Origin of the sequence: Myroides sp. C6-3, assembly GCF_050522425.1 — a bacterium.
Classification (GTDB): domain Bacteria; phylum Bacteroidota; class Bacteroidia; order Flavobacteriales; family Flavobacteriaceae; genus Flavobacterium.
Genome location: NZ_JBMVQP010000018.1, coordinates 17,392 through 38,114, shown reverse-complemented (window position 1 = coordinate 38,114; position 20,723 = coordinate 17,392). Strand labels below are relative to the sequence as shown.

The window sequence follows — 20,723 nt, the reverse complement described above, 5'->3', positions numbered from 1 at the left end:
TTCAAATAAAAATAAAACATCCCCCTTTTTGATCGTAAAACAAGTTTGATTATCAATAAATAAACGAGTATAATTCTTGTTTTAGCAATCAAATCTATTCTTGAACATATTCTGCTTCCCAATCATTTCCATCGTCTCCTTTGTGTCCATCTAACTTAATTACAAAGCTCTTTGCTGGAAAGTAAGGCGTCAAGCGAATATCTAACCAAACACGATCTTTTTGGTGTTTATCTTGTTCAAAACGAACGATTTTAAACTTTTCAATTAATTTATCTGCACCTTTTATTCCATCTAAGAACATCACAATTTGCTTGCGTAAATCATCCTCATTTTTGGCGTTCCAGTTTTCGAAAGCGCGTCGATTTAAAAAATCTAGCAAAACCTTCGTTACATAATCAAAGACACGAACAACAGAATAGGTTTGGAGTCCAATATTATCGCCATCAAATAAAGTTTTAGCGGAGAACGCCATAATTTTGCCATATTCATTAACCATGGGTACGAGCCCCATCTTTTCCAATTGAGAGATTTCGCTTTTCTTCAATTCAAACTTCACAGCATCCACCTCGTTAATTCCGCCGTGCTTTTTACCTGCAGCAACTTGAGACATCAGCGTCTTGTGAATCTTACCTGTTAAAGAGGTCGAAGGAGCAATAAAGACATCCTCTTCTTCGCCAACCTCTTCTGCTTTTCCTCGTCCTACCAACCAATTACAAGTCATAATTACATTGCTTTTGTGTACATCTCCACTAGTCAAATTAGCGGCATTAAACAAATCGACAACATCATCAGGTTTATCCAAATTGGCAAAATCCGTTACGAGCATCACCTTGTTTTCATTGCAAATTTTTGCCCATTTATCAATTACCATATTAGATCCCATATAACCAGGTATAGACAGCAAGGAGTAATTATCTCTTAAATCTAAACGATCATAGAACAATTTGAATTCTTCTGCAATATGATTGATGAAAACAGGATTGTCTAAGTCGGTCATTTGTTCCATTGAAGCATTGACAATATGGACATTGTCGACCTTGTCTAACTCTGTGTTTTTGTAAAACTGTGCAAGGGTACGATAGGAAACTTCTAATTCGCGACATTGATCCAAAGACGCCTTGACATTCGTTTTCAAGTATTGAACGGCTTGACTTGATTTTTGCTTACATTGCTCAATAAGCTCTTCCGTTGACTGCCCCGACTCAAGCAGTTCTAACCACAATTTAATGTTTTTCAACAAATCTTCTCGCTCGTCTTTTTTACTTGAATCGGTTAGAAAAATTTGTTTTCGGGCTTTGCGTTCAGGATTCATATTTGCCATCCCATCTACAACGGTTTCAACAAATCCAAATCCTCCAAGCTTTTCTAAAGCGACCCCTGTGGGTTGTCCTACTTCACCTTTGATCTCTTGTACTTGAGTAGATACTGCTTGTGTTTCTTGCTCTAATTTTGCCATACTTTCTTTTATTTTTCCAATTCTTTTGCAATTGCTCTCAAGGTTGCTTCAAATTCGCTTTTGGCAGCGTCATCTTCTAACATTTTTCGAAGTACCTTATTAACTCTCAATTGTTTAACAATTTTATTATACTGTTCCTCATCTACTTTTAACCCTTTTAAAAAAGGAGAATTATCGATCATCTTCTTCGGTGTAAAATCACCCAAATTCTTAAATCTAAATTCCTCTTTTACAGGTAAACCCTCTGGTGTTTCATGCTCTATTTCCATCGTAGGAGCATAGTAATTAAACACTTCTTCCACCGTTTTCAAACCCGTTACAATTTCTGGAGAAACCGCATCTTCCGTAGTTAATTTAGCTACTAATAAACTCTTATTTCCCTGAATTTCTTGGATTGCTTCATTCGCGTCAACCTTTACTTCGTTTCCGCCAACGCCATAATTAAACATTGTCATTTTTTGCTTTTTATTTAAATTATTATTATTAACTTTTTTATTCTTTAAAGCAGTCTTTTTATTGATTTCCAACCCCTTACTGCCTGTTTGCTCTACGCTGATGGTTTGAGCAGTACGCTCTGACCTTGTTTCGACTGATCCGGTGATCGCCTGTACTACTTTTTTTACCTGATCAAACAAACCCATACGGCTCTATTATTAATCGAGTACACTCCACCCTCGATTACTTTTAGAAGGTGGAGTAACTTCTACTTCATTAACGATGATGTTCTCTTTTCGCTGCCCGATATAATCGAGTTCACTTAACTTCAACACTATTTTCTCCAAACTTGTCAATAGTGCTTGAATATCATTTAAATGTTCGGCACAATTCACATGTTGATACTTGATCTCAGCTACCGTTGACAACTGATTTAAAAAAGTGTGGGGCGCTATTTCACTCCACTCTCCAATGTAGTTAAGCATTTCTTCAACAGCTGAAGGAACCAAAGTTTGCAGGGTCAGATGCAAGTGAATGGCCCATTTGGAAAATACCTCAACCAAATAAACGGGAGAGACATGAGGGATAATATTTCTAAACTCATAGTATATACTGCCTATTTGATGAATCAAGCCTTGACAGATCAACTTAACACTCGATACGACGCTGGTATTTTGTTTTTCGGTTAGGTTTTTTTGAATGATTTTTACCGCACACTTTTGCAAAACCGCCATCGTTCTCTCCATCGTATTATAGTGTTGAAGTAAAAGAGGATGGCTAATTACACTCGTACAAGGCGGAATAAAACGCTCGTCGATTGCTAAGGTTCCTCCTTGGGTGTAAACCTTTCCAAGCGCAATAAAATTTCCTCCTTCGCTCATTCCTGTATGGTCAAAAGACTCAACGGGAATAAGCTCTATATGGTAGCTAGCTTTTGTAAAGGGATAGCGAGGAGGAGTCTCTTCTAAATCAAGTTCTCCATAGGGAACTTTAGTAAACGGATTGACCAGAATGACTACATAATACGCCAAAGATTGTTGGGATAATTCTTCGCCAACTGGAGGAACTAACGCTTTTAAATGAACGCGAAAATCCGCAAGCTCTATTCGAAATCCCGAAGGTGTAATGGCCCTACAACGTTTGATAATAACTTCAATATCTCCAGTAGATGAACCAAGTATAGAAAAAAAAGAGGAATCTCTTTTGTGTGAGGCTACAGGAAGTAACCCGTAATTAAACCACTTGCAAAACACAGCGCGTACTTCTCTTAATTCATCGAGGATGAAATTGGTATGTGCATCAAAATGCCTCTTCGAAATTTTCATGCCGTCAACCCAATTTACGGCATCATAGGGGGGGTGATTGATCATAAAATTTAATTTGTATGTTGTTTATTTTCTACGACTCTTTTACAAACAATGATATCGTGTTCTTTAATCTTATTTTGGATACTATCTCCTTCGAAATCGATGTATCTCCTGAAGTGAAAAAAGGATCGTTTCACATAAAAAATCCAGTGGTAATAAACCCCTTCTTCACTATTCAATTCAATTTGGTCAGTCCTATTTTTAAAGTTATAATCCTCCAATACTTTCTGGAACCAATCGCCAAAAGAGATCCCTTCAGCGAGCATTTTTGCTTTAATTCTAAACTGATTTCCATCCCCCACATTTTTTGTCAGTTCTATGGTCACCACTTTAAGCTTGTTCAAGTCAAAACCATCAAAATCTATCGCTTGTTTATTAGGTTCATAGCTCCATGTGTTATAGATGCTAAAAGGAATAGTTAAAAACTGAATGTAGCTATAGTTAAAAAAAAGGGGAATCAAAAAAGATAGACTACAACTGGCGGACAACAAGGCATGCCCCTCAAAAGGACTTAACCAATTGAAGAGATAAGTAAATAAATACACGCCCAATAGCAGGGAAAAAAAAGTTAGTAGGAGTTCGAAAGTCACCGCTAACCACGGCGAGCTATCTTGTGTTTTAAATCGATGATGCAATTGTCTTAAATGAATCCATCCAAACAGCAAATAAAGTACACTTCCCACTAAGTACCAAAAGGGAATAAACTCAACTCCAGTACATCCTAATACACCAGGCAAGGCCAAAATGCAGCTGCTAATCAACAGATAAAAAACGAGTTCTTTTGATTTGATACAGGGGATCTTCTTCTTGAGGAAAGCCAAAGGAAAAAGAAGGAAAACAAGGATTATAGGTATAAGTAAATGGCTTACGAAAAAGACTTTTATAAATTCTATATACATAACTAGTGTTGTTTTTTACAAATAGGTAGAATACCCGAGCAAACTATTGTTGTTGTTCATTAACCGAAAAGACTCCTCTTCTCTCTGTGTTATAAAGGTTTCTATAACAGCTACCGCAAGGGGTAAACAGTGATCGTAAATTGTCTGTAACAGGATTCTCAAGGGACTTCCCTCGAGGTACTTGTGCAAATTATCATAGCGAATAGGTCCTATTTCGACGTGCCAATCTTTTTCTCCATCAGCGTGTGTCCCAAGCAAAACGCAGTTTATGCCCAAACACATCGCATCTAGAACCAACGTCGAAGAAAACTGCTCAAATTCAGCAATTTCACTGGGAACGAAACTAATATTGACCGGTACCTCTAAACAGGCGGTTAAGCACTTTTCTATCCATGTTTTCTTCCCTCTTTCCGCGTGAAAATTAGGTAGTAAACAAGCAAATATTTGGGCGTTTTTATCGTCTACTAATTTTAAAAGTGGCCATAACTCTTCAATCCTCTTAAAAAGTTCATCTTCTTTGGTAAGCTTATCAAAACTATAGGCGAGATCTAAAGCCTTTAAATGACAGAAGTACACCTCTAATTCGAAGGGTTGAAAAAAGGCTCGAGCTTTTTGTTCAACGCGCTTCTCCTGTCGAATTTGTTCAACCACATCAGTAATATTCTCACGGGAACTCCTAAAAGAAGGCACGTGAAATAGTCCCTCTGGCAAGTAGTCGTAAATACCTTCTCTAAAACTTTCTACACTGATGATTCGCTTTTTCACCTCAATATATTCCGCTTTGATTCGCTTTAAATCTTTGCTAAAGCTTCGACTATTCCCACCTAAACGCTTCAAGTAAACGCCATCTATCTCGTGGTAATACTTCCAAATATGGTATGCTATGACTTCTGTTTTATAGTCCGTATACAGGCTGTTAAAGTCTTGAAGATAAAGTTGATTAAAATCATTCATACACTAAATCTCTTCCTTGAACATTTCACCTTTAAACTCCACCAAATAATCAACGCCATCTATGGCTCGAGTTGTAATTTGCTCTTGTAAACTACGGGCATAATCAATCCAGTACTGATAACTCCACTCTTCATAATTATCAACGATAATTTCAATATTCACCGTGCGTACGAAACCTTCTTTTGGATGATCTCCCACTTTAATTCCCCTAGAAACAACTACTTCTTTACAATGGGATTGCAACACCATTTGACAGTAATTTTTAATATCTTCTTTGCAAATAATCTTATCTCTAGTGGTTAATGCATACTTATACGCTTGAATTGCATCTGTACCCGTCTTTTCTTGATCGCCGCCTTTAGTCGTACTCAGTAATACAAGATGGCGATTAACATTAGTAAACACTTTATTCTGTTGGATTAGTTGTGTTCCTTTGCGAATGGTATTAGCAAGCGAACAATGCGTAATCCAATAGGATGCTTTGACATACGCTGTTTTTCCAAGAGGCTCAACAATAATATAGTGAACATCACTAGCAACTTGACGATCAACTGTCTTGACCTTTTGGTTTAAGTCGCGCATTTGATGCACCATTTTACGCAGGGTTTCAATGACTTTATCCCGATCTAAAATACCGAACGCAGATACCTCATCACGCGTTAATTCAATGACATATGCGATTAAATCTATCGCGTTGCGTTCACTAAAACGCTCCATTCCTCCTTTGCGTACTGTATACACCCCATGCTGTAAACTAGCAGATTCCGAAAAGGGTATTTCGCTATAAAGTCTTGAAGAACTATCCACCACTTTGTTGGTGTACAAAAATGCTTCTCCTATTTGTGTTACAAGTGGAATTGTATTGCCCATGATATCCAAACTCGATTCATTTTGTCGCCATCCTCTATTGTAAACCGGAAAAGCATTGAGGTAAAACGAAAATCCCTCTATGATCTCTCGTGTATATTGCGGAGGAAAGTCCAACTGAATCCACAACAATTGCTGCCCGTCGATTAACTCTCGAATCTGACTATCTTCGTTTAAAAAAGTAAGTTCTTGAGGTAAAACCCCCAGTTCGAGCTCCTTGATTTTCCTTTGAAACCCTCTTACTTCAATAAATTTACCCGCATAAATACTCTTAATATTTTCTTGTATGCGATTTTCAATAGCGTAATCGTCAAAAGTCGCTTCATACCCTTCCTTGCTCTTTTTAGCGGGATAAGTCAACCCTTTACTAACTTCTAGCGGATTTCCTTTGTAAGACATTGAGACAAATGGCAATAGTTTATACACAAACTCTAGGCTATCATAGGCCGGATTGTCACAGTATAAACTAAAACGCTCAGGTGTGTGTTCTACTTCATAGGCACTAAGATCTAGGGCTAAAAACAACTGATTGCGCCCAATGGATTGCTTGATTTTTGCTGCTGGTATGCTGTTATAAAAATCGTCATACGCCCAAATCACATCGCCAATAACGCTGTATTTCACTACAGCTTTAAGCAACGTAACTTGATCCACTGCGGTAAAGGGAATATCTAAATTGAGATCTTTCACCGTTTTTACGTTAGAAGTAAAGACCTTCTTCGTGAAAAATTCCAGCTGGTTGACCAATACTTCTTGTGACTCAAATGGGGTGGTAATCGCAATTGCATGAGCCGGTCTAGGATAGGTGTAAATACTAGGCGTTAACAACTTCGCCAGCTTTTCTAAAATACTTCCCTTAATATTCTCAATATCATTGTTTACCTTGAAAATCTCTGTACTAAAAGCGTCAACCAATAAGGTTACAAAAGGATCCAAGGCTTGAGGATTAGCCACTCCCCACAGCATTGCTACATTTTGAAGTATTCTTGATCTAATTCCTTCTTTTGCATTATTATTTATGGTCTTTTTCATTGGTATTGTATTAGTCTATTGACATTGGACTCAAATAGATATGCGTACTGAAAGTAAAAAGTTCCCCTAGCTCTGTTAACTCAGCATTGATTCCTATTTTTGCTTTTTTTCTTATTTCAACAAAGTCTTTTGTTCCATACGTGTGTTCAACATACTCGATTCGGACTTGAATTTGCGCGAAACGTATACGAGGTTCATATTGCTGTATTTGCTCTTGCAAGCTCTCTTCAAAAACGCGTTCCCAATCCACCGCCGTAACGGCATTATCGAATTCTAGATCCCATACCGCATTGCCGTAATCTGGGTTAAATCTATTTTCACCTTTTCGCGTTAACACCAATAACATGATGTGTTGAGCAATACTTTCGGCCAAGCTACACGTGGGTATATGAAGCCCCTCAACCATTGCATATTCAGGATTAAACGGAAATTTAAAAAAGGACTGCTGCATCTTACTTACTTTCATATACGTGAAAAACAACTTGATCCTCTTGCCAATCCACCGCTATAGTTTGCCCTGCAACTAAATCTTCCGCAACGAGCATTTTAGATATAGGACGGGCAATTTCTTGTCGAATTACACCGCCAATTTGCCTTGCTCCGTATTGGCTGTTAAATCCCGAAATCGCCAACATACTCTTTGCTACATCTGAGATTTCTAAAATGATGTTCATGCGGTTAAAAGCGGTCATTAATCCTTGCAATTGAAGCGTGAAAATTTGCTGTGCCATATCCGCTGTAATGGGCGAAAAAGGAACAATCTCGGTGATTCTTGCCAAGAACTCAGGTCTAAAATGACCTTTCATTTGCTCCATCAGTTCTTTTGAACTCGGTATGCGCTGCTCAGCAAAAGCTTGACTTATACTTTCACTTGCAATGTTTGAAGTAAACAGAATAAGAGCATTGCTAAAATCGCCTTCCTTGCCCAGTTTATCGTGAATTTTACCTTCGTCCATCAGTTGAAGAAAGACATCAAAAACCGAGGGATGCGCTTTTTCTATTTCATCAAATAATACTACAGCATAGGGCTGTTGTCGAATTTTATTGACCAACATTCCCCCTTCTTCATAGCCAATATATCCCGGAGGCGCACCGTACAGGAGCGCCGCAGCGTGTTCTTCTTTAAATTCAGACATATCAAAGCGAATCATGGCTTTTTCGTCGTTAAAAAGCAGCGATGCAATGGCTTTAGCAAGTTCCGTTTTTCCTGTACCAGTGGGACCCAAAAAGAAAAATGATCCAATGGGTTGCCCAGGTTTGTTCAATCCACTTCGACTTTCAACAATCGCATCAGCAACAACTTTTAACGCCTGTTTTTGTCCAACGACACGTTGAGACAAAAGCGTTTCCATAGCCAGGAGCTTTTCCTTCTCTTGTGCTTGTATCTTACCTAGAGGAATTCCTGTTTTGGCGGCCATTACAGCAGCTAACTCTAAACTAGATACCCTACTTACCTTTTGCTTGGTATTGTCCTTTAATTCTTCGTATATCGCCACGATGATTTGATGGATATATTCAATAGACATACTAGAATCTAATACGGGTTGTTCTCGTAATAATCCCCATAAAATTGGACTTATTCTATTGGGTAACTGCTGGTAGAGCCAAACCATTTCACCTGCTTTCGCTTGATCATCGACAAAAGCTCCTGTCCAACAACAATCATAATCTGCTTTCCAACGCTCGAGTTCCTTCGTCGATAACTCGTCTAAAAGACCGATAGCGGCCATAGTTCGATCCAATAAATCAAAAGCCGTATCGGGCAATTTTTGCTCCTTAGCATAGCGTTTAGCTAGAGCTACACAGGTCGGTAATGCTTCTTTTTCTACTCGAATCTGATGGTGATTTTCATAGTGTTCTACAAGACTTTCCATCATCTTAATACACGTTTGCTCATCGGGTTCAACAACCTCTATACGCTCAAATCGCCTGCTAAAAGCCAACTCCGGTTCTATGAGTTTTCGATATTCTTCCACTGTTGTCGATCCAATAATTGTCAATTCTCCTCGAGCTAAATCGGGTTTGAGTAAATTCGCTATACCTCCCAAATTTGTTTTTTGATCTACTAACAGGTGAATCTCATCGACAAACAAAATTGTACGCCCGAGTGCTTTACTCGCCATTACAACCTTTTTCAGTCGATCCTCAACCTCGCCTTTATAACTCGTCCCAGCGACAAGCAAACTCAAATCCAATTGGTAAAATTTGCTTTCCTTGAGCAGTGAAGGCACTTGCCCTTGATTCAATTGCACAGCAAATCCCTCGACTAATGTAGTTTTACCTACACCTGGTTCACCAACAAGCATAACATTAGACTTAGATTTTCTTCCCAAAATTTCCACTAAGGTTCGCGTCTCTTTCTCGCGTCCGACAATCTTTTTAATTTGACTTTGATTGGCCCTTTCCAGTAAATCGACACCATAGTTAGCTAGTGCGTCGCTCCATGATTTATTCGCTTCATCTTTCCCATACAAACCCGTATCAAACACCTGTGAATTAAGGTGAAAAGGATGCTTATCCCTTGATTGAAAGGCAGCAAACACCTCTGATTCACGCAAAGGCAATGACTTCAGTTGCTCTGTGTTAAATACAACATTAGGTTTCACAATACTAGCTAAAAGACACAAGGGCGTAACCGTTGTTAACCCGAGCTTACATCTAACATCTTCTGCACTTTCCCACATCGTGTCAAGCGTATGGTCTTCTCTAATTTCTTCCGCAAGTTGCGTGGTCTTTGGATAGGCTTCTATGCGTACCTCCGCCCACTCATAAAAGTAGGATGGCTCTTTTCCTAAGCTTTGTAAAAAATCTTGTAAATCGATATTTTTATGCATCAAGGCTTGTAAAATATGAGGGCCTGCATACCTTGAATTATAATTTTCTCTCGCAATCGATTTGGCAATGTGAATCACTTCTTGTAGTGACTCATTCGATAATAATACATTCATATTTCTTATGTGTGTTTAGGGCATTCCTCTTTTAACCCGTTCAATATATTCCCTTGCATGTTTTGTCTTACTTTCACTTTTAGCAGGTTGAGTTTCTATTTTCTCTAATTCTATCGGTAAAAGATCAAAAGATTGATCCTTTATTTTCTTGCTATTGAGATCTAAAACAGGGATAAAAGCTTGATTCAACCAATAAAAATTTGATTGATGTTCTTGCAAGCGTACCTTCTGATCTCCTTTAGACTCCTCTATTTTATCCGCCTTTGTTTGAAAACTACTAAAAAAGTCTTCCAATAATTTTTTGTTCATTGTTGTCTCTTTTTTCCAGCTTTTAAGCGGTAAATGAGACAGCGAATCGACATTCGTTTGGTATAAACCTGTATTTTGAAAAAAACTGATATACAACGAATTGTTATACAGAAACTTTTTAGTCCATTGGATAGGAACTAGTTGTCTCTCTCTGGTAACCTTGACGTAGTTTCGAATCATTTTTTTATTGCTCAAGTTCTTGCTTGCAAATACTTTGGTATATACGCTTACATAGTAATCTCTCAACTGTTCTATTTCTTCTTCATTTAAAAGCACTCCGTATTCCAAGTGTTCATACCCTTCGCATTCGTCTTTTTTAAGCACACCAGGATGTAAAAAAGTGTAGGGTTGATGGACCACTTGTTGAGCGTATATTGCAGGAATATAAACTTGCTCTTGTTGAGACCACGGAAGGTAGGCCGACTTTATTTTCGTACGTTTAACCCCTAGATTACTTTGAAACGCTGCCGTTAGTGTGCTATCGGTTTTTTGATTAGCTGAGGCAAGGTCACGCATTAACTTTGCAAGGGTAGTTTGCAGAAGTAAAGGCTTATTCTCCTCTCCTTTCTTGGGAAAAATAACTGCTCCTTGATGCATACTTTGCCTGGGATACTCAAGCTGATACACCCCTTGATCGCCTTGTGACAAATCAAATAAATTCTCCTCTACAACCTCTCGATTATCAATCAAGCGCTGTTTTTTGTTTGGTATTAGCTCATCCGCAGATGTTTTGATAACCTCTTCTCCAAAAAGAACAAAATCGTTGTATTTATCCTTGTAATTGGCCTTAACTTGATAAAAGATAACCCGACTGTTAGACGCCACAATTTGCTGGATGATTTCGGACTTTTGCCTTTGATCTTCAGTACTAATCTCTTGACCTAAAATCACAATGACATTGCTTTGGTTTGAATCAAAACGGTCAGTCACCTCTGCCATACAATCTAACAAACTGCCGTGATGCTGTTCAGAAGCTTGCGTTTGCAAAGAATCGGGAAAAGACTTAATCCAAGTCTCCCAATTCAACCTGTTGGGATTAGCATGAGCGTTAACTTCTCTATGGACAGGATATAACTGGGCTGCATAAGTGACCTTCTCAAAATAAGTTGGAGGATTCATTCCTTGGAATAGCGCTGTTAACAAAGGCAAATGCTGCTGAACCTCTTCTGATTCCTCCACAAGGAAAATAAAGTTCAACTTTTTATTGTTCTTTACTATAGATCGATACTCTGGTTGTGTTAACTGTTTTCCATTGACCGTATACACCCAATTTTCACTGTAATCCAGCTGATGATCCAAATAGTGAAGGTCAAAACTATCCGTCCCCCTGTGGTAAGACAGAGGAAAAATAGAAGAGAGATCTAGGCGATCTACTTGCGTACTAGAAGAAATAATAGGCGTAAAAACTGACGAAAATTGTCCTTTTTTCTCTATTCCAATCTGCAGCGCATCAACAGCGGGAGTGGGCTTCATTCGCAAAGCGGTTCGCTCACCCCAAATAGCCAACATACGCGCATCTATCCATCCGTATGGCATACTTTCAAGATCATCTACCGCAATTCTCGGTCGCCCCCCAATGAGAACTTTTTTCTGGTCTCCTGTAAATTTAAAAAGGTAGACGATAGAATTAATCGGCAATCTAACCGCAGTTTTATGTAACAGACTAGGGTCCTTATACACAAAAACAGAATCGCTTTCCATAAATCTTTCACTTTGTGCCATGATCGATTGATCGTGTATCCCCAAGAACCCTTTGAAACTAAAACCATTGTAGGCATTAGAAAGTGATCCCATCCACAACAAAACATCTTTTTCGTCTACCCATCCATAAGGCTGAGCGAGATTTTTAGCCATTTTAAAATCAACAACACTTCCAACCGCGTATTTTGCTACTTGCAAACGCCCTGCTTTTTTCTTTAAAACAAGGAAGGGTTCTAAAAACAAACTTTTTTTATCTGCAGTCTGCGCTGTAGGAGAAGCGTAAACGCGCATTTCATCTTGAGCCGAAAAAACAATCCACGGTACTGCATACGCAGGATAACCCGAAAGAAAACCACGTGTTTGATCCGTATAAACTACACTCATTTTGGGGGTCTTTTGAACTGTTGTTTTCTTTGCACCACACCCCAAAAGAAAGGTCCCAAGAAGAAGAATACCGCTCCATGCTCTATATTTACTATTTACCATCATACTTACTTGCTAATTTGAACGACCGCAACCTTACTTACACACTTTGCCTGTTCGTCAAAGCCTACTTTGACAGATTGAATAACAGCTTTTCGATCAAATCTCAACCCCATACAGTAGTAGTAAAAGGAATTTCGCTTATCCGTATTCACCGTTACCGGGACATTCTCATTATTACATAAATACTTATTTACCAAATAGTTGTAATGAAAATTAAAATTCTCTCCCAACGCTATCTGCTGCAAGTGCTCTTTAAAATCAAAGTCAATTGCTCGGTAAGTATCCTCCATATTCAATGCGTCCGTTAAATTTTTGAATGAGGGAAGAATTCTAATTTGATGGACCACAGGATAGGCTGTTTCATCCGTATAAAGAAAAACTTCGTAATCCCCTGCTTCTTTGTATTCATAAATAACAAAGGGGTCTTTAGCATCTATACTACCCGATTCACCAAACTTCCAACTGAACATAGTTGCTTTTTCCGTTACCGCGCGAAAAACGATGTGTTCATACTGCATCGCTTCCGAAGGCGCATCTATCTCAGTAAAATAGTCGCCAAAATCCTCTTTTTCACGCTGTTTTACCTCAATCGAATACTGTTGCGTATATTCGTCATTCACCGTATAGGTTACTTGATAAAATCCTGGTTTTTTGTACTGGTGATACCCTTGGTCAGCCAAGGAAAAGTTCCCATCGCCAAACGTCCATTTTTTTATTCCGTGGACCGGTGAATTTTCCCTAAAATACAGCGTATCTCCAACCTGTAGTAAGGCAGGATACACTGCAATATCAAAATCCCCCCTATAGTAATAGAACTTCTTTTGAAAAAGATAAATCCCAAAAAAGAGGACAAGCATCACAGCGCCGAGATAAAGCATAATCCTATCGCTATTTTTTCTTTTGTACTTCATCATCGTCTACCTAATTGATTGCGCGTTTTTTCGCTGATTTAACTGCTGTTCTTTATCCTTAAAACCGATAGAGCATTCCTCAAACTGCTTAGAAAACTGCAGGATGTTTTCCATTTTTTTTGCAGCAACTTTTTTGTCTTCAAAAAACATTTGGTAGAAATAGCTAATCTGCATATACGCCTCTTTACGCGGATCGTAAATTGCTGTGTTAGCAAAGGAATTTGCCACTGCATTGATACTCGTAATTATCTCATTCTCCTCTTGAGGTTGTGGACTTACATCAGCAAGTACATTGATTTTGTGAAAGGCAGATTCCAATAGCGGTTTGACAATGCGCTGCTGATTGTTAAACTTGTTTTCTTGTTCCAATAACTGTCCATCTAAAATTGCCGATTGGGAAAAAGGAGAGTGGTAATTCTTCAAACAAATAAAACCAAGTAATACTTGCGTGAAAATTAGCATGCCCAATAAATAGAAAAATTGATGAATCTTTTCACTGGATGAAAGCGTTTGAAATTTATTTTGTGACATGATACATTATTTGCGATTAGGATCGTCCATTAATTCAGTGTAGACCGTTTTGAATCGAAACATACATTCATTCAAGTCTTTCAGTGCTAAACTTTCTTTATTGCCAATTTGAATCAGTTGAGCTTTTAACAATAAAATACTATCCAGCTGAGTAAGCAGCATCTCATAACAATTGAAATTATCTGTATTATTTTCTTTTAGTAGATTTTTTATCTCTACAATTTCTTTTGAAATATACTGTTTCAAGAAGTGATTGTGCTCTACTTTACCCGTATTTAGCAAACGCATATGATAGTAAAGTGTATCTACTTTATTCTTTAAAACATACTGTTGATTAAGCCTGTTCTTATAGAATATAACACCTCTTTCCACTTGCTTAAATTGACGATCAGAGGTTTCAAAAAAGAAATAAATACTTAAAAAACATATCAATATCAAAAATAAAAAATTAGCAATAAAATACAGTAATTTCAAATAAATATGCTTTATATTTTCAATTTTCAAATACATAAAATAATAAATTATTAGTTTTTAATGAGAAAAATTTAATTACTTCAAAAATAATATTAATTTTACATTATCCAAATCAAAAAAATACAAATGCCTATTCTCCTGTCAATTTGCGAGTCAGACTTGCGCTTTAAAAATCTCTTATTTGATGCTATAAATCGCAGCTGTATATACAATCTCGTTGATCATTATTGCAATGGTTTTGAGTTAATTAACCGATTATATTTCAAACAGAATAATTTTCTACTAATCGATCTTTTTACACCAATTATGACGGGTATAGAAGCCATTAAAATTTTGAGAAATAAAAAAAATAACACGCCGATTATCGCCTATTCCCAAGTTTATCAAGAAGATGTACATACCGTACTTTCTCAATATGAACAGGTGTACTATTGCCCGAAAAACAGTACTTTAATTTTTGGTTTGTTGTCGGAATTACACAAGGGTAACCTTCCTTTTCATCAAGAGCAAATCACACAATGGCAACAGATCAAGACGGACATAGGCCTTCAATTTAGCTCAGAACAGAGGACGATATACAACCCATCCCCCTTAGAGTTGCAAATCATCAATCATGCCTGTCAAGGACTGACAAACAAAGAAATCGGAGAACGCGTACACCTCAGCGGAAGAACGATAGAGGCACACATCAAAAAACTAACGGAAAAGTTTCGGGTTAAAAACAAGATTCAATTGATCACCTACTGTGTAGAACAGAGTCTACACACGTACAAATAGATTACAATAGCGAGGAGTCAGCCACAAGCCTATTTAAGCTTGATAGAGTCGATTTAAGGTCGCGGATCTTCATTATCAATATTTTCCGTAGCTAACCAAATTTAGCGGCTTAAAAGCGCTAAAATGAAAAAGGGCAATTAACTTTTCAGTCAATTACCCTTTTGTATATGTTGTATAAACGAAATGTGTTTAAATATCAAATCCCATCGATACTCCTAGCTTGGTTGCGATTAACTTTGCTAGTTTTCCTTTTAATTCTGGAATTTTTACAGACTCCATTACTTCATCTGTAAAGGCATACATCAACAACGCCTTTGCTTCGCGTTGTGGAATACCGCGTTGACGCATATAAAACATAGCCTCTTCATCCAGTTGTCCGATCGTACAACCATGCGAACAGCGAACATCATCCGCGAAAATTTCGAGTTGAGGTTTGGTATATACCTGTGCTTTATCGCTCAACAAAATATTGTTACTTTGTTGGAAACCGTCTGTTTTTTGTGCGATTTTATCCACGTAAATCTTACCATTAAATACTCCAACTGAATTGTCGTCATACAATCCTTTGTAATTTTGGTGACTCTCACAATTAGGACTATCATGAGATACCAAAGTATAGTGATCTACGTGTTGTTTACCTCCAATTAAAGTAATTCCTTTCATTGTACTATCAATGCGTTCCCCATCTTGATAAAAATTCAAGTTGTTACGCGTTAATTTACCACCAAAAGAAAACGTGTGTACTGCAACTCTACTCTCTTGCTTTTGCTTGATGAATGTATTGTCAATCAAAGTTCCTGTATCCAAATCATTTTGTAATTTGTAGAAATCTACGATTGCGCGTTTATGTCCAAAAATCTCAGTTACCGAGTTCGTGAATACACTGCATTCATCTAAACTTTGATGGCGTTCTAAAATTTGAACATGTGCATTTTCACCAACGATGATCAAGTTACGCGGTTGAACCAATAGTGCTTGTTCTCCTGAAGTTGACAAATAAATGATTTCGATCGGTTTAGAAACCACTTTACTCTTAGGAACATTGATGAATGCTCCTTCAACAGCATAGGCTGCATTTAAAGCAGTCAAACTATCGCTTTTATCTGCAATGGTATTGTAATACGTATCGATTATCATTTTGTACTTTGGCTTAGTCAAAGCAGACGACATCAAACATACATCAAGTCCATCATGTGTCGTTGAGGACAAATGTGAGCTAAAAATACCGTTGATAAACACCAATTTATACGTATCTGAATCGCTCAAAAAGTACTGTTTTACATCTTTATATTCAACAGCAACTTCTTTTTTAGGCACCACACAAAAGTCATTCTTTAAAATTGAATTCAACGAAGTGTATTTCCACGCTTCTTCTTTTTTTGTTGGGAAGCCTTTATCTTCAAATGTCTTTAAACCTTCCAAGCGAATATTGTGAAGTGAATCGTGTTCTCCTCTCAATTGCTGTTCGAAAGCTACAAAAGACGTTATTAATTTATCTTTAAGTTCCATATTCCTTATTTACCTATTAGACTAAAATGACTGTATCCTGTTTCAATCGCTTTGATTATAGCGATTCTTTAATCCAGTCGTATCCTTTTTCTTCTAGTTCTAAGGCTAATTCTTTTCCTCCTGTTTTTACAATTTTACCATCGTGTAAAACGTGTACATAATCAGGTACGATATATTCTAACAAACGTTGGTAGTGTGTAATTAAAATTACGGCGTTGTCTTCGCTCTTCAATTTATTTACTCCATTCGCTACAATGCGTAAAGCGTCGATATCCAATCCTGAATCCGTTTCATCCAAGATTGCAATTTTTGGCTCTAACATCGCCATTTGGAAGATTTCATTTCTCTTTTTCTCTCCACCCGAAAACCCTTCGTTCAATGAACGCGATAAGAATTTTCTATCGATTTCAAGTAATTCTGATTTTTCTTTGATCTTCTTCAACATTTCATTGGCAGGCATTTCCTCTTCTCCTTTTGCTTTTCTTGCCTCATTGATTGCCGTTTTAATGAAATTAGTTACGGAAACCCCTGGAATTTCCACTGGATATTGAAAAGATAAAAACACGCCCTTGTGTGCTCTTTCTTCAGGAGCTAATTCACCTAACTCTACTCCATCCAATAACATTTCACCTTCCGTTACTTCAAAAGCCTCATTTCCAGCAATCACAGAAGATAAGGTACTCTTACCAGCACCATTAGGTCCCATAATAGCATGGACTTCACCCGCTTTTACTTCTAAATTAATTCCTTTTAATATTTCTTTATTTTCAACACTTGCGTGTAGGTTTTTTATCTGTAACATAAACTGTTTGTTATTTTAAATTTGTAATGATACGAATACTTTCATCAGAATAAGTGGCGATTAACCCACACTTCCTTCTAATGAAATCTCTAGTAATTTTTGTGCTTCAACGGCAAATTCCATCGGTAATTTATTCAACACTTCTTTAGAAAACCCATTAACAATCAACGCAATGGCTTTTTCTGTAGGAATTCCGCGTTGGTTACAATAGAAAATCTGATCTTCCCCAATTTTACTTGTCGTTGCCTCGTGCTCAATCTGAGCCGTTGAATTTTTTGCTTCAATGTAAGGGAACGTGTGCGCTCCACATTCGTTACCCATCAACAAAGAATCACATTGAGAAAAGTTTCTAGCATTTTCGGCACGTGGACCGACTTGTACTAGACCTCTATAACTATTTTGAGATTTACCCGCTGAAATACCTTTCGATATAATCGTCGATTTCGTATTCTTTCCTAAGTGAATCATTTTCGTTCCTGTATCCGCTTGTTGGAAATTATTTGTTACAGCAACAGAGTAAAACTCTCCTACTGAATTATCTCCTTTCAATACACAAGATGGATATTTCCATGTTACCGCAGATCCTGTTTCTACCTGTGTCCAAGAAATCTTCGCGTTTGTTTCGCACAATCCGCGTTTGGTAACGAAGTTAAATACTCCCCCTTTTCCTTCTTTATCTCCAGGATACCAGTTCTGTACAGTTGAATATTTAATTTCTGCATCGTCTAAAGCAATTAATTCTACAACAGCTGCGTGTAATTGATTTTCATCACGAGAGGGTGCCGTACACCCTTCTAAATACGAAACGTAACTTCCCTCATCCGCAACTACTAAAGTACGCTCAAATTGACCGGTTCCCGCTTGATTGATTCGGAAATACGTCGATAACTCCATCGGACAACGAACGCCTTTTGGAATATAACAGAACGATCCGTCAGAGAAAACAGCCGAGTTCAATGCCGCATAGAAATTATCTGTTTGCGGTACAACCGTTCCCAAATATTTTTTTACTAATTCTGGATACTCTCGAATTGCCTCAGAAATAGAACAGAAAATAATTCCTTTCTCTGCTAATGTTTCTTTAAACGTCGTGGCAACAGAAACGGAATCCATCACAATATCCATTGCTACACCCGACAAACGTTTCTGTTCATCAATCGAAATCCCCAACTTATTGAAGGTCTCCAACAATTCTGGATCAACTTCATCTAAACTGTTATATTTATCTTTACTCTTTGGCGCTGAATAGTAAGAGATCCCTTGAAAATCTGGTTTCTCGTAATGCACATTCGCCCATTCCGGTTCGGTCATTTCCTTCCAAATGCGGAATGCCTCTAAACGCCAGTTTGTCATCCATTCAGGCTCTTCTTTCTTCGCAGAAATAGCTCTGATGATGTCTTCATTCAATCCAATCGGAAATGTTTCTGACTCTATATCTGTATAGAATCCATACTCATACTCCTTACCTTCTAATTCTTTTTTTAAATCTTCTTCTGTATACTTGCTCATATATTGGTACTTAAAAGCAATTATTACCTGCTTCTACATTAGACTTTACTTTGTGAAAAGGGAAGGAAAAATCCTCCCCTTTTTGTTCTATAAAGAAAAACTTTCTCCACAACCACAAGTTCTACTTGCATTTGGGTTGTTAAAGTAGAAACCTTTTCCATTTAACCCTCCTGAATACTCAAGAGTCGTTCCTACTAAATACAAAAAGCTTTTTTTATCAACAGCAATCTTTACCCCATTATCTTCGAAAACTTTGTCATCTTCTGAGATTCCGTGGTCAAATTTCAATTGGTACGATAAGCCGGAACATCCTCCGCTCTCAACCCCTACGCGAACATAGTCTATGGTAGAATCGAAACCTTCGTCCTCCATTAAAAGAGCTACGCGCTTACTTGCTATATCTGAAACTTTTATCATACGTTTTGCTTAAAATAGATTAATTCTATACCGATGGACAAAGGTATTATAAAAAAATGGTTTCTGACACTAACTAACATATTTATAACGATTAGAAGTTTTAATACTAAAATCGATAAAATCTATTGTTTGAATCCATTTTTAATTACTTATTAAGCAGTAGATTAGCTAATTCACTACCAATTCCAAATCGGTTTAATACGGTAAATAAATTCTTTTTCTATTTAAAAAGCTTTCATTACAAATTTCGTATCTATTTTTTGATTATCAAGACACAAATAAAAGAAAGAATTGAACAAATCGAAGGAAAGTTGATTTTGGGAGGTGTTTGTCGATTGGCAAATCACGTTTACCTCTTACCTTTCTCTCCTTTCCCATTCCTAATATTTTTCTTACTTTGCACCAATCACATCCAAAAAAGGAAAGAGCATGAAACTATATAGTATCGAAAGCGGTAATTTTAAACTAGACGGTGGAGCGATGTTTGGCGTGGTTCCCAAATCGATTTGGAATAAAACCAACCCTGCGGATTCCAACAATCAAATTGATTTAGGGGCGCGTTTATTACTCATTGAAGACGGAAATCGCCTTCTCTTACTTGACACGGGAATGGGTAACAAACAATCGGATAAATTTTTTGGTTATTACTCCCTTTGGGGTGAACACACCTTAGAAAGATCACTAGCCAATCACGGATTTCACCCAGATGATATTACAGATGTATTCTTGACTCACCTGCACTTTGATCACGTAGGGGGTGCGGTTAACTGGAATGCCGATCGAAGTGGTTACGTTAATGCATTTAAAAATGCCCAATATTGGTCAAATCAAGAACATTGGAATTGGGCTATAAATCCCAATTCAAGAGAAAAAGCTTCTTTCTTGCCGGAGAATATCCTTCCCATTCAAGAAAGTGGAGCCCTACAATTTATCACTAGAGAACAAACAGACTTCATAGCGAATAGCGAGTTAGGTTTTTCCATCTTATTTGCCGATGGACACACAGACAAGCAAATGATTCCCATTCTCGACTACAAAGGGCGCAAGCTTGCCTTTACGGCTGACTTGTTGCCAACTGCAGGTCATATTCCTTTGCCTTATGTCATGGGATATGATACACGTCCTTTGTTAACGTTAAGTGAAAAAGAAAAATTTTTAAATCTGGCTGCTGATGAAAACTGGCTACTCTTCTTAGAACATGATGCTCATAACGAAATAATTACAGTAAAACATACCGAAAAAGGAGTGCGATTAAATGAAACACATAAAGTATCAGATATCTTAATTTAATGTTAAGCTGAACGTTTTCAACCAATTATATACTATTTTTATCGGTCTT

Annotated in this window: 18 protein-coding genes; 2 read left to right on the top strand and 16 right to left on the bottom strand. The window is 37.5% G+C overall.

All coding sequences use genetic code 11. From position 1 onward, the window contains the following. Positions 1-94 precede the first annotated feature (94 nt). The 12 genes from ACPDG9_RS09160 to tssO all read right to left on the bottom strand — a co-directional run bounded on the left by ACPDG9_RS09160 (position 95) and on the right by tssO (position 14,406). A complete protein-coding gene (locus ACPDG9_RS09160) occupies positions 95-1,456 on the bottom strand; it encodes a DUF5458 family protein (protein WP_430527455.1) in 1,362 nt (453 codons plus the stop codon). An 8-nt stretch (positions 1,457-1,464) separates the two neighbouring features. Beyond that, the gene (locus ACPDG9_RS09155; protein ID WP_430527454.1) at positions 1,465-2,097 is read right to left on the bottom strand and encodes a type VI secretion system contractile sheath small subunit; all 633 of its coding nucleotides are present in this window, start codon (positions 2,095-2,097) and stop codon (positions 1,465-1,467) included. 12 nt (positions 2,098-2,109) lie between these two features. After that, complete coding sequence (locus ACPDG9_RS09150) at positions 2,110-3,261, bottom strand: hypothetical protein (RefSeq protein ID WP_430527453.1); 1,152 nt, start codon at positions 3,259-3,261, stop codon at positions 2,110-2,112. Positions 3,262-3,266: 5 nt separating this feature from the next. Beyond that, entirely contained in the window at positions 3,267-4,157 is an 891-nt protein-coding gene (locus tag ACPDG9_RS09145; RefSeq protein WP_430527452.1) for a TssN family type VI secretion system protein, read from the bottom strand. A 15-nt stretch (positions 4,158-4,172) separates the two neighbouring features. Beyond that, the gene (locus ACPDG9_RS09140) at positions 4,173-5,111 is read right to left on the bottom strand and encodes a type VI secretion system baseplate subunit TssG (RefSeq protein WP_430527451.1); all 939 of its coding nucleotides are present in this window, start codon (positions 5,109-5,111) and stop codon (positions 4,173-4,175) included. Positions 5,112-5,114: 3 nt separating this feature from the next. Then, on the bottom strand, positions 5,115-7,010 hold the full coding sequence (locus ACPDG9_RS09135; protein ID WP_430527450.1) for a type VI secretion system baseplate subunit TssF: 1,896 nt from the start codon (positions 7,008-7,010) through the stop codon (positions 5,115-5,117). Positions 7,011-7,020: 10 nt separating this feature from the next. Continuing rightward, positions 7,021-7,461, bottom strand: coding sequence for a GPW/gp25 family protein (locus ACPDG9_RS09130; RefSeq protein ID WP_430527449.1), 441 nt, complete (start codon positions 7,459-7,461; stop codon positions 7,021-7,023). Between the two features lies 1 nt (position 7,462). Beyond that, positions 7,463-9,958 carry an ATP-dependent Clp protease ATP-binding subunit gene (locus ACPDG9_RS09125; RefSeq protein WP_430527448.1) on the bottom strand — a complete coding sequence of 832 codons (2,496 nt, stop codon included), beginning with the start codon at positions 9,956-9,958 and terminating at the stop codon, positions 7,463-7,465. 15 nt (positions 9,959-9,973) lie between these two features. Beyond that, on the bottom strand, positions 9,974-12,352 hold the full coding sequence (gene tssR / locus ACPDG9_RS09120; protein WP_430527447.1) for a type VI secretion system protein TssR domain-containing protein: 2,379 nt from the start codon (positions 12,350-12,352) through the stop codon (positions 9,974-9,976). 107 nt (positions 12,353-12,459) lie between these two features. Beyond that, positions 12,460-13,368, bottom strand: a complete 909-nt coding sequence (locus ACPDG9_RS09115) for a PKD domain-containing protein (protein ID WP_430527446.1) — start codon at positions 13,366-13,368, stop codon at positions 12,460-12,462. A 3-nt stretch (positions 13,369-13,371) separates the two neighbouring features. Next, positions 13,372-13,896 (bottom strand): type VI secretion system transmembrane protein TssO, encoded by a 525-nt coding sequence (locus ACPDG9_RS09110; RefSeq protein ID WP_430527445.1) that lies wholly within the window; start codon positions 13,894-13,896, stop codon positions 13,372-13,374. Between the two features lie 6 nt (positions 13,897-13,902). After that, entirely contained in the window at positions 13,903-14,406 is a 504-nt protein-coding gene (gene tssO / locus ACPDG9_RS09105) for a type VI secretion system TssO (RefSeq protein WP_430527444.1), read from the bottom strand. A gap of 90 nt (positions 14,407-14,496) precedes the next feature. On the opposite strand from tssO, the gene ACPDG9_RS09100 reads away from it, so the two are divergent. Continuing rightward, positions 14,497-15,147 carry a DNA-binding response regulator gene (locus tag ACPDG9_RS09100; RefSeq protein WP_430527443.1) on the top strand — a complete coding sequence of 217 codons (651 nt, stop codon included), beginning with the start codon at positions 14,497-14,499 and terminating at the stop codon, positions 15,145-15,147. 189 nt (positions 15,148-15,336) lie between these two features. Here ACPDG9_RS09100 and sufD read toward each other — a convergent pair whose 3' ends face one another. The 4 genes from sufD to ACPDG9_RS09080 form a co-directional block, all read right to left on the bottom strand. Then, positions 15,337-16,656, bottom strand: coding sequence for a Fe-S cluster assembly protein SufD (gene sufD / locus ACPDG9_RS09095; protein ID WP_430527442.1), 1,320 nt, complete (start codon positions 16,654-16,656; stop codon positions 15,337-15,339). A 55-nt stretch (positions 16,657-16,711) separates the two neighbouring features. Next, positions 16,712-17,458, bottom strand: coding sequence for a Fe-S cluster assembly ATPase SufC (sufC, locus tag ACPDG9_RS09090; protein ID WP_430527441.1), 747 nt, complete (start codon positions 17,456-17,458; stop codon positions 16,712-16,714). A gap of 60 nt (positions 17,459-17,518) precedes the next feature. Then, complete coding sequence (gene sufB, locus ACPDG9_RS09085) at positions 17,519-18,967, bottom strand: Fe-S cluster assembly protein SufB (protein WP_430527440.1); 1,449 nt, start codon at positions 18,965-18,967, stop codon at positions 17,519-17,521. A gap of 87 nt (positions 18,968-19,054) precedes the next feature. Then, the gene (locus ACPDG9_RS09080; protein WP_182647906.1) at positions 19,055-19,384 is read right to left on the bottom strand and encodes a HesB/IscA family protein; all 330 of its coding nucleotides are present in this window, start codon (positions 19,382-19,384) and stop codon (positions 19,055-19,057) included. 429 nt (positions 19,385-19,813) lie between these two features. Here ACPDG9_RS09080 and ACPDG9_RS09075 point away from each other — a divergent pair, with 429 nt between their 5' ends. Next, positions 19,814-20,674 (top strand): MBL fold metallo-hydrolase, encoded by an 861-nt coding sequence (locus ACPDG9_RS09075; RefSeq protein WP_430527439.1) that lies wholly within the window; start codon positions 19,814-19,816, stop codon positions 20,672-20,674. Positions 20,675-20,723: the final 49 nt, after the last annotated feature.

Coding starts and splice junctions, on each gene's coding strand:
- ACPDG9_RS09160 (WP_430527455.1), bottom strand. CDS start 1,456: ATGGCAAAATTAGAGCAAGAAACACAAGCAGTATCTACTCAAGTACAA.
- ACPDG9_RS09155 (WP_430527454.1), bottom strand. CDS start 2,097: ATGGGTTTGTTTGATCAGGTAAAAAAAGTAGTACAGGCGATCACCGGA.
- ACPDG9_RS09150 (WP_430527453.1), bottom strand. CDS start 3,261: ATGATCAATCACCCCCCCTATGATGCCGTAAATTGGGTTGACGGCATG.
- ACPDG9_RS09145 (WP_430527452.1), bottom strand. CDS start 4,157: ATGTATATAGAATTTATAAAAGTCTTTTTCGTAAGCCATTTACTTATA.
- ACPDG9_RS09140 (WP_430527451.1), bottom strand. CDS start 5,111: ATGAATGATTTTAATCAACTTTATCTTCAAGACTTTAACAGCCTGTAT.
- ACPDG9_RS09135 (WP_430527450.1), bottom strand. CDS start 7,010: ATGAAAAAGACCATAAATAATAATGCAAAAGAAGGAATTAGATCAAGA.
- ACPDG9_RS09130 (WP_430527449.1), bottom strand. CDS start 7,461: ATGCAGCAGTCCTTTTTTAAATTTCCGTTTAATCCTGAATATGCAATG.
- ACPDG9_RS09125 (WP_430527448.1), bottom strand. CDS start 9,958: ATGAATGTATTATTATCGAATGAGTCACTACAAGAAGTGATTCACATT.
- tssR (WP_430527447.1), bottom strand. CDS start 12,352: ATGAGTGTAGTTTATACGGATCAAACACGTGGTTTTCTTTCGGGTTAT.
- ACPDG9_RS09115 (WP_430527446.1), bottom strand. CDS start 13,368: ATGATGAAGTACAAAAGAAAAAATAGCGATAGGATTATGCTTTATCTC.
- ACPDG9_RS09110 (WP_430527445.1), bottom strand. CDS start 13,896: ATGTCACAAAATAAATTTCAAACGCTTTCATCCAGTGAAAAGATTCAT.
- tssO (WP_430527444.1), bottom strand. CDS start 14,406: ATGTATTTGAAAATTGAAAATATAAAGCATATTTATTTGAAATTACTG.
- ACPDG9_RS09100 (WP_430527443.1), top strand. CDS start 14,497: ATGCCTATTCTCCTGTCAATTTGCGAGTCAGACTTGCGCTTTAAAAAT.
- sufD (WP_430527442.1), bottom strand. CDS start 16,656: ATGGAACTTAAAGATAAATTAATAACGTCTTTTGTAGCTTTCGAACAG.
- sufC (WP_430527441.1), bottom strand. CDS start 17,458: ATGTTACAGATAAAAAACCTACACGCAAGTGTTGAAAATAAAGAAATA.
- sufB (WP_430527440.1), bottom strand. CDS start 18,967: ATGAGCAAGTATACAGAAGAAGATTTAAAAAAAGAATTAGAAGGTAAG.
- ACPDG9_RS09080 (WP_182647906.1), bottom strand. CDS start 19,384: ATGATAAAAGTTTCAGATATAGCAAGTAAGCGCGTAGCTCTTTTAATG.
- ACPDG9_RS09075 (WP_430527439.1), top strand. CDS start 19,814: ATGAAACTATATAGTATCGAAAGCGGTAATTTTAAACTAGACGGTGGA.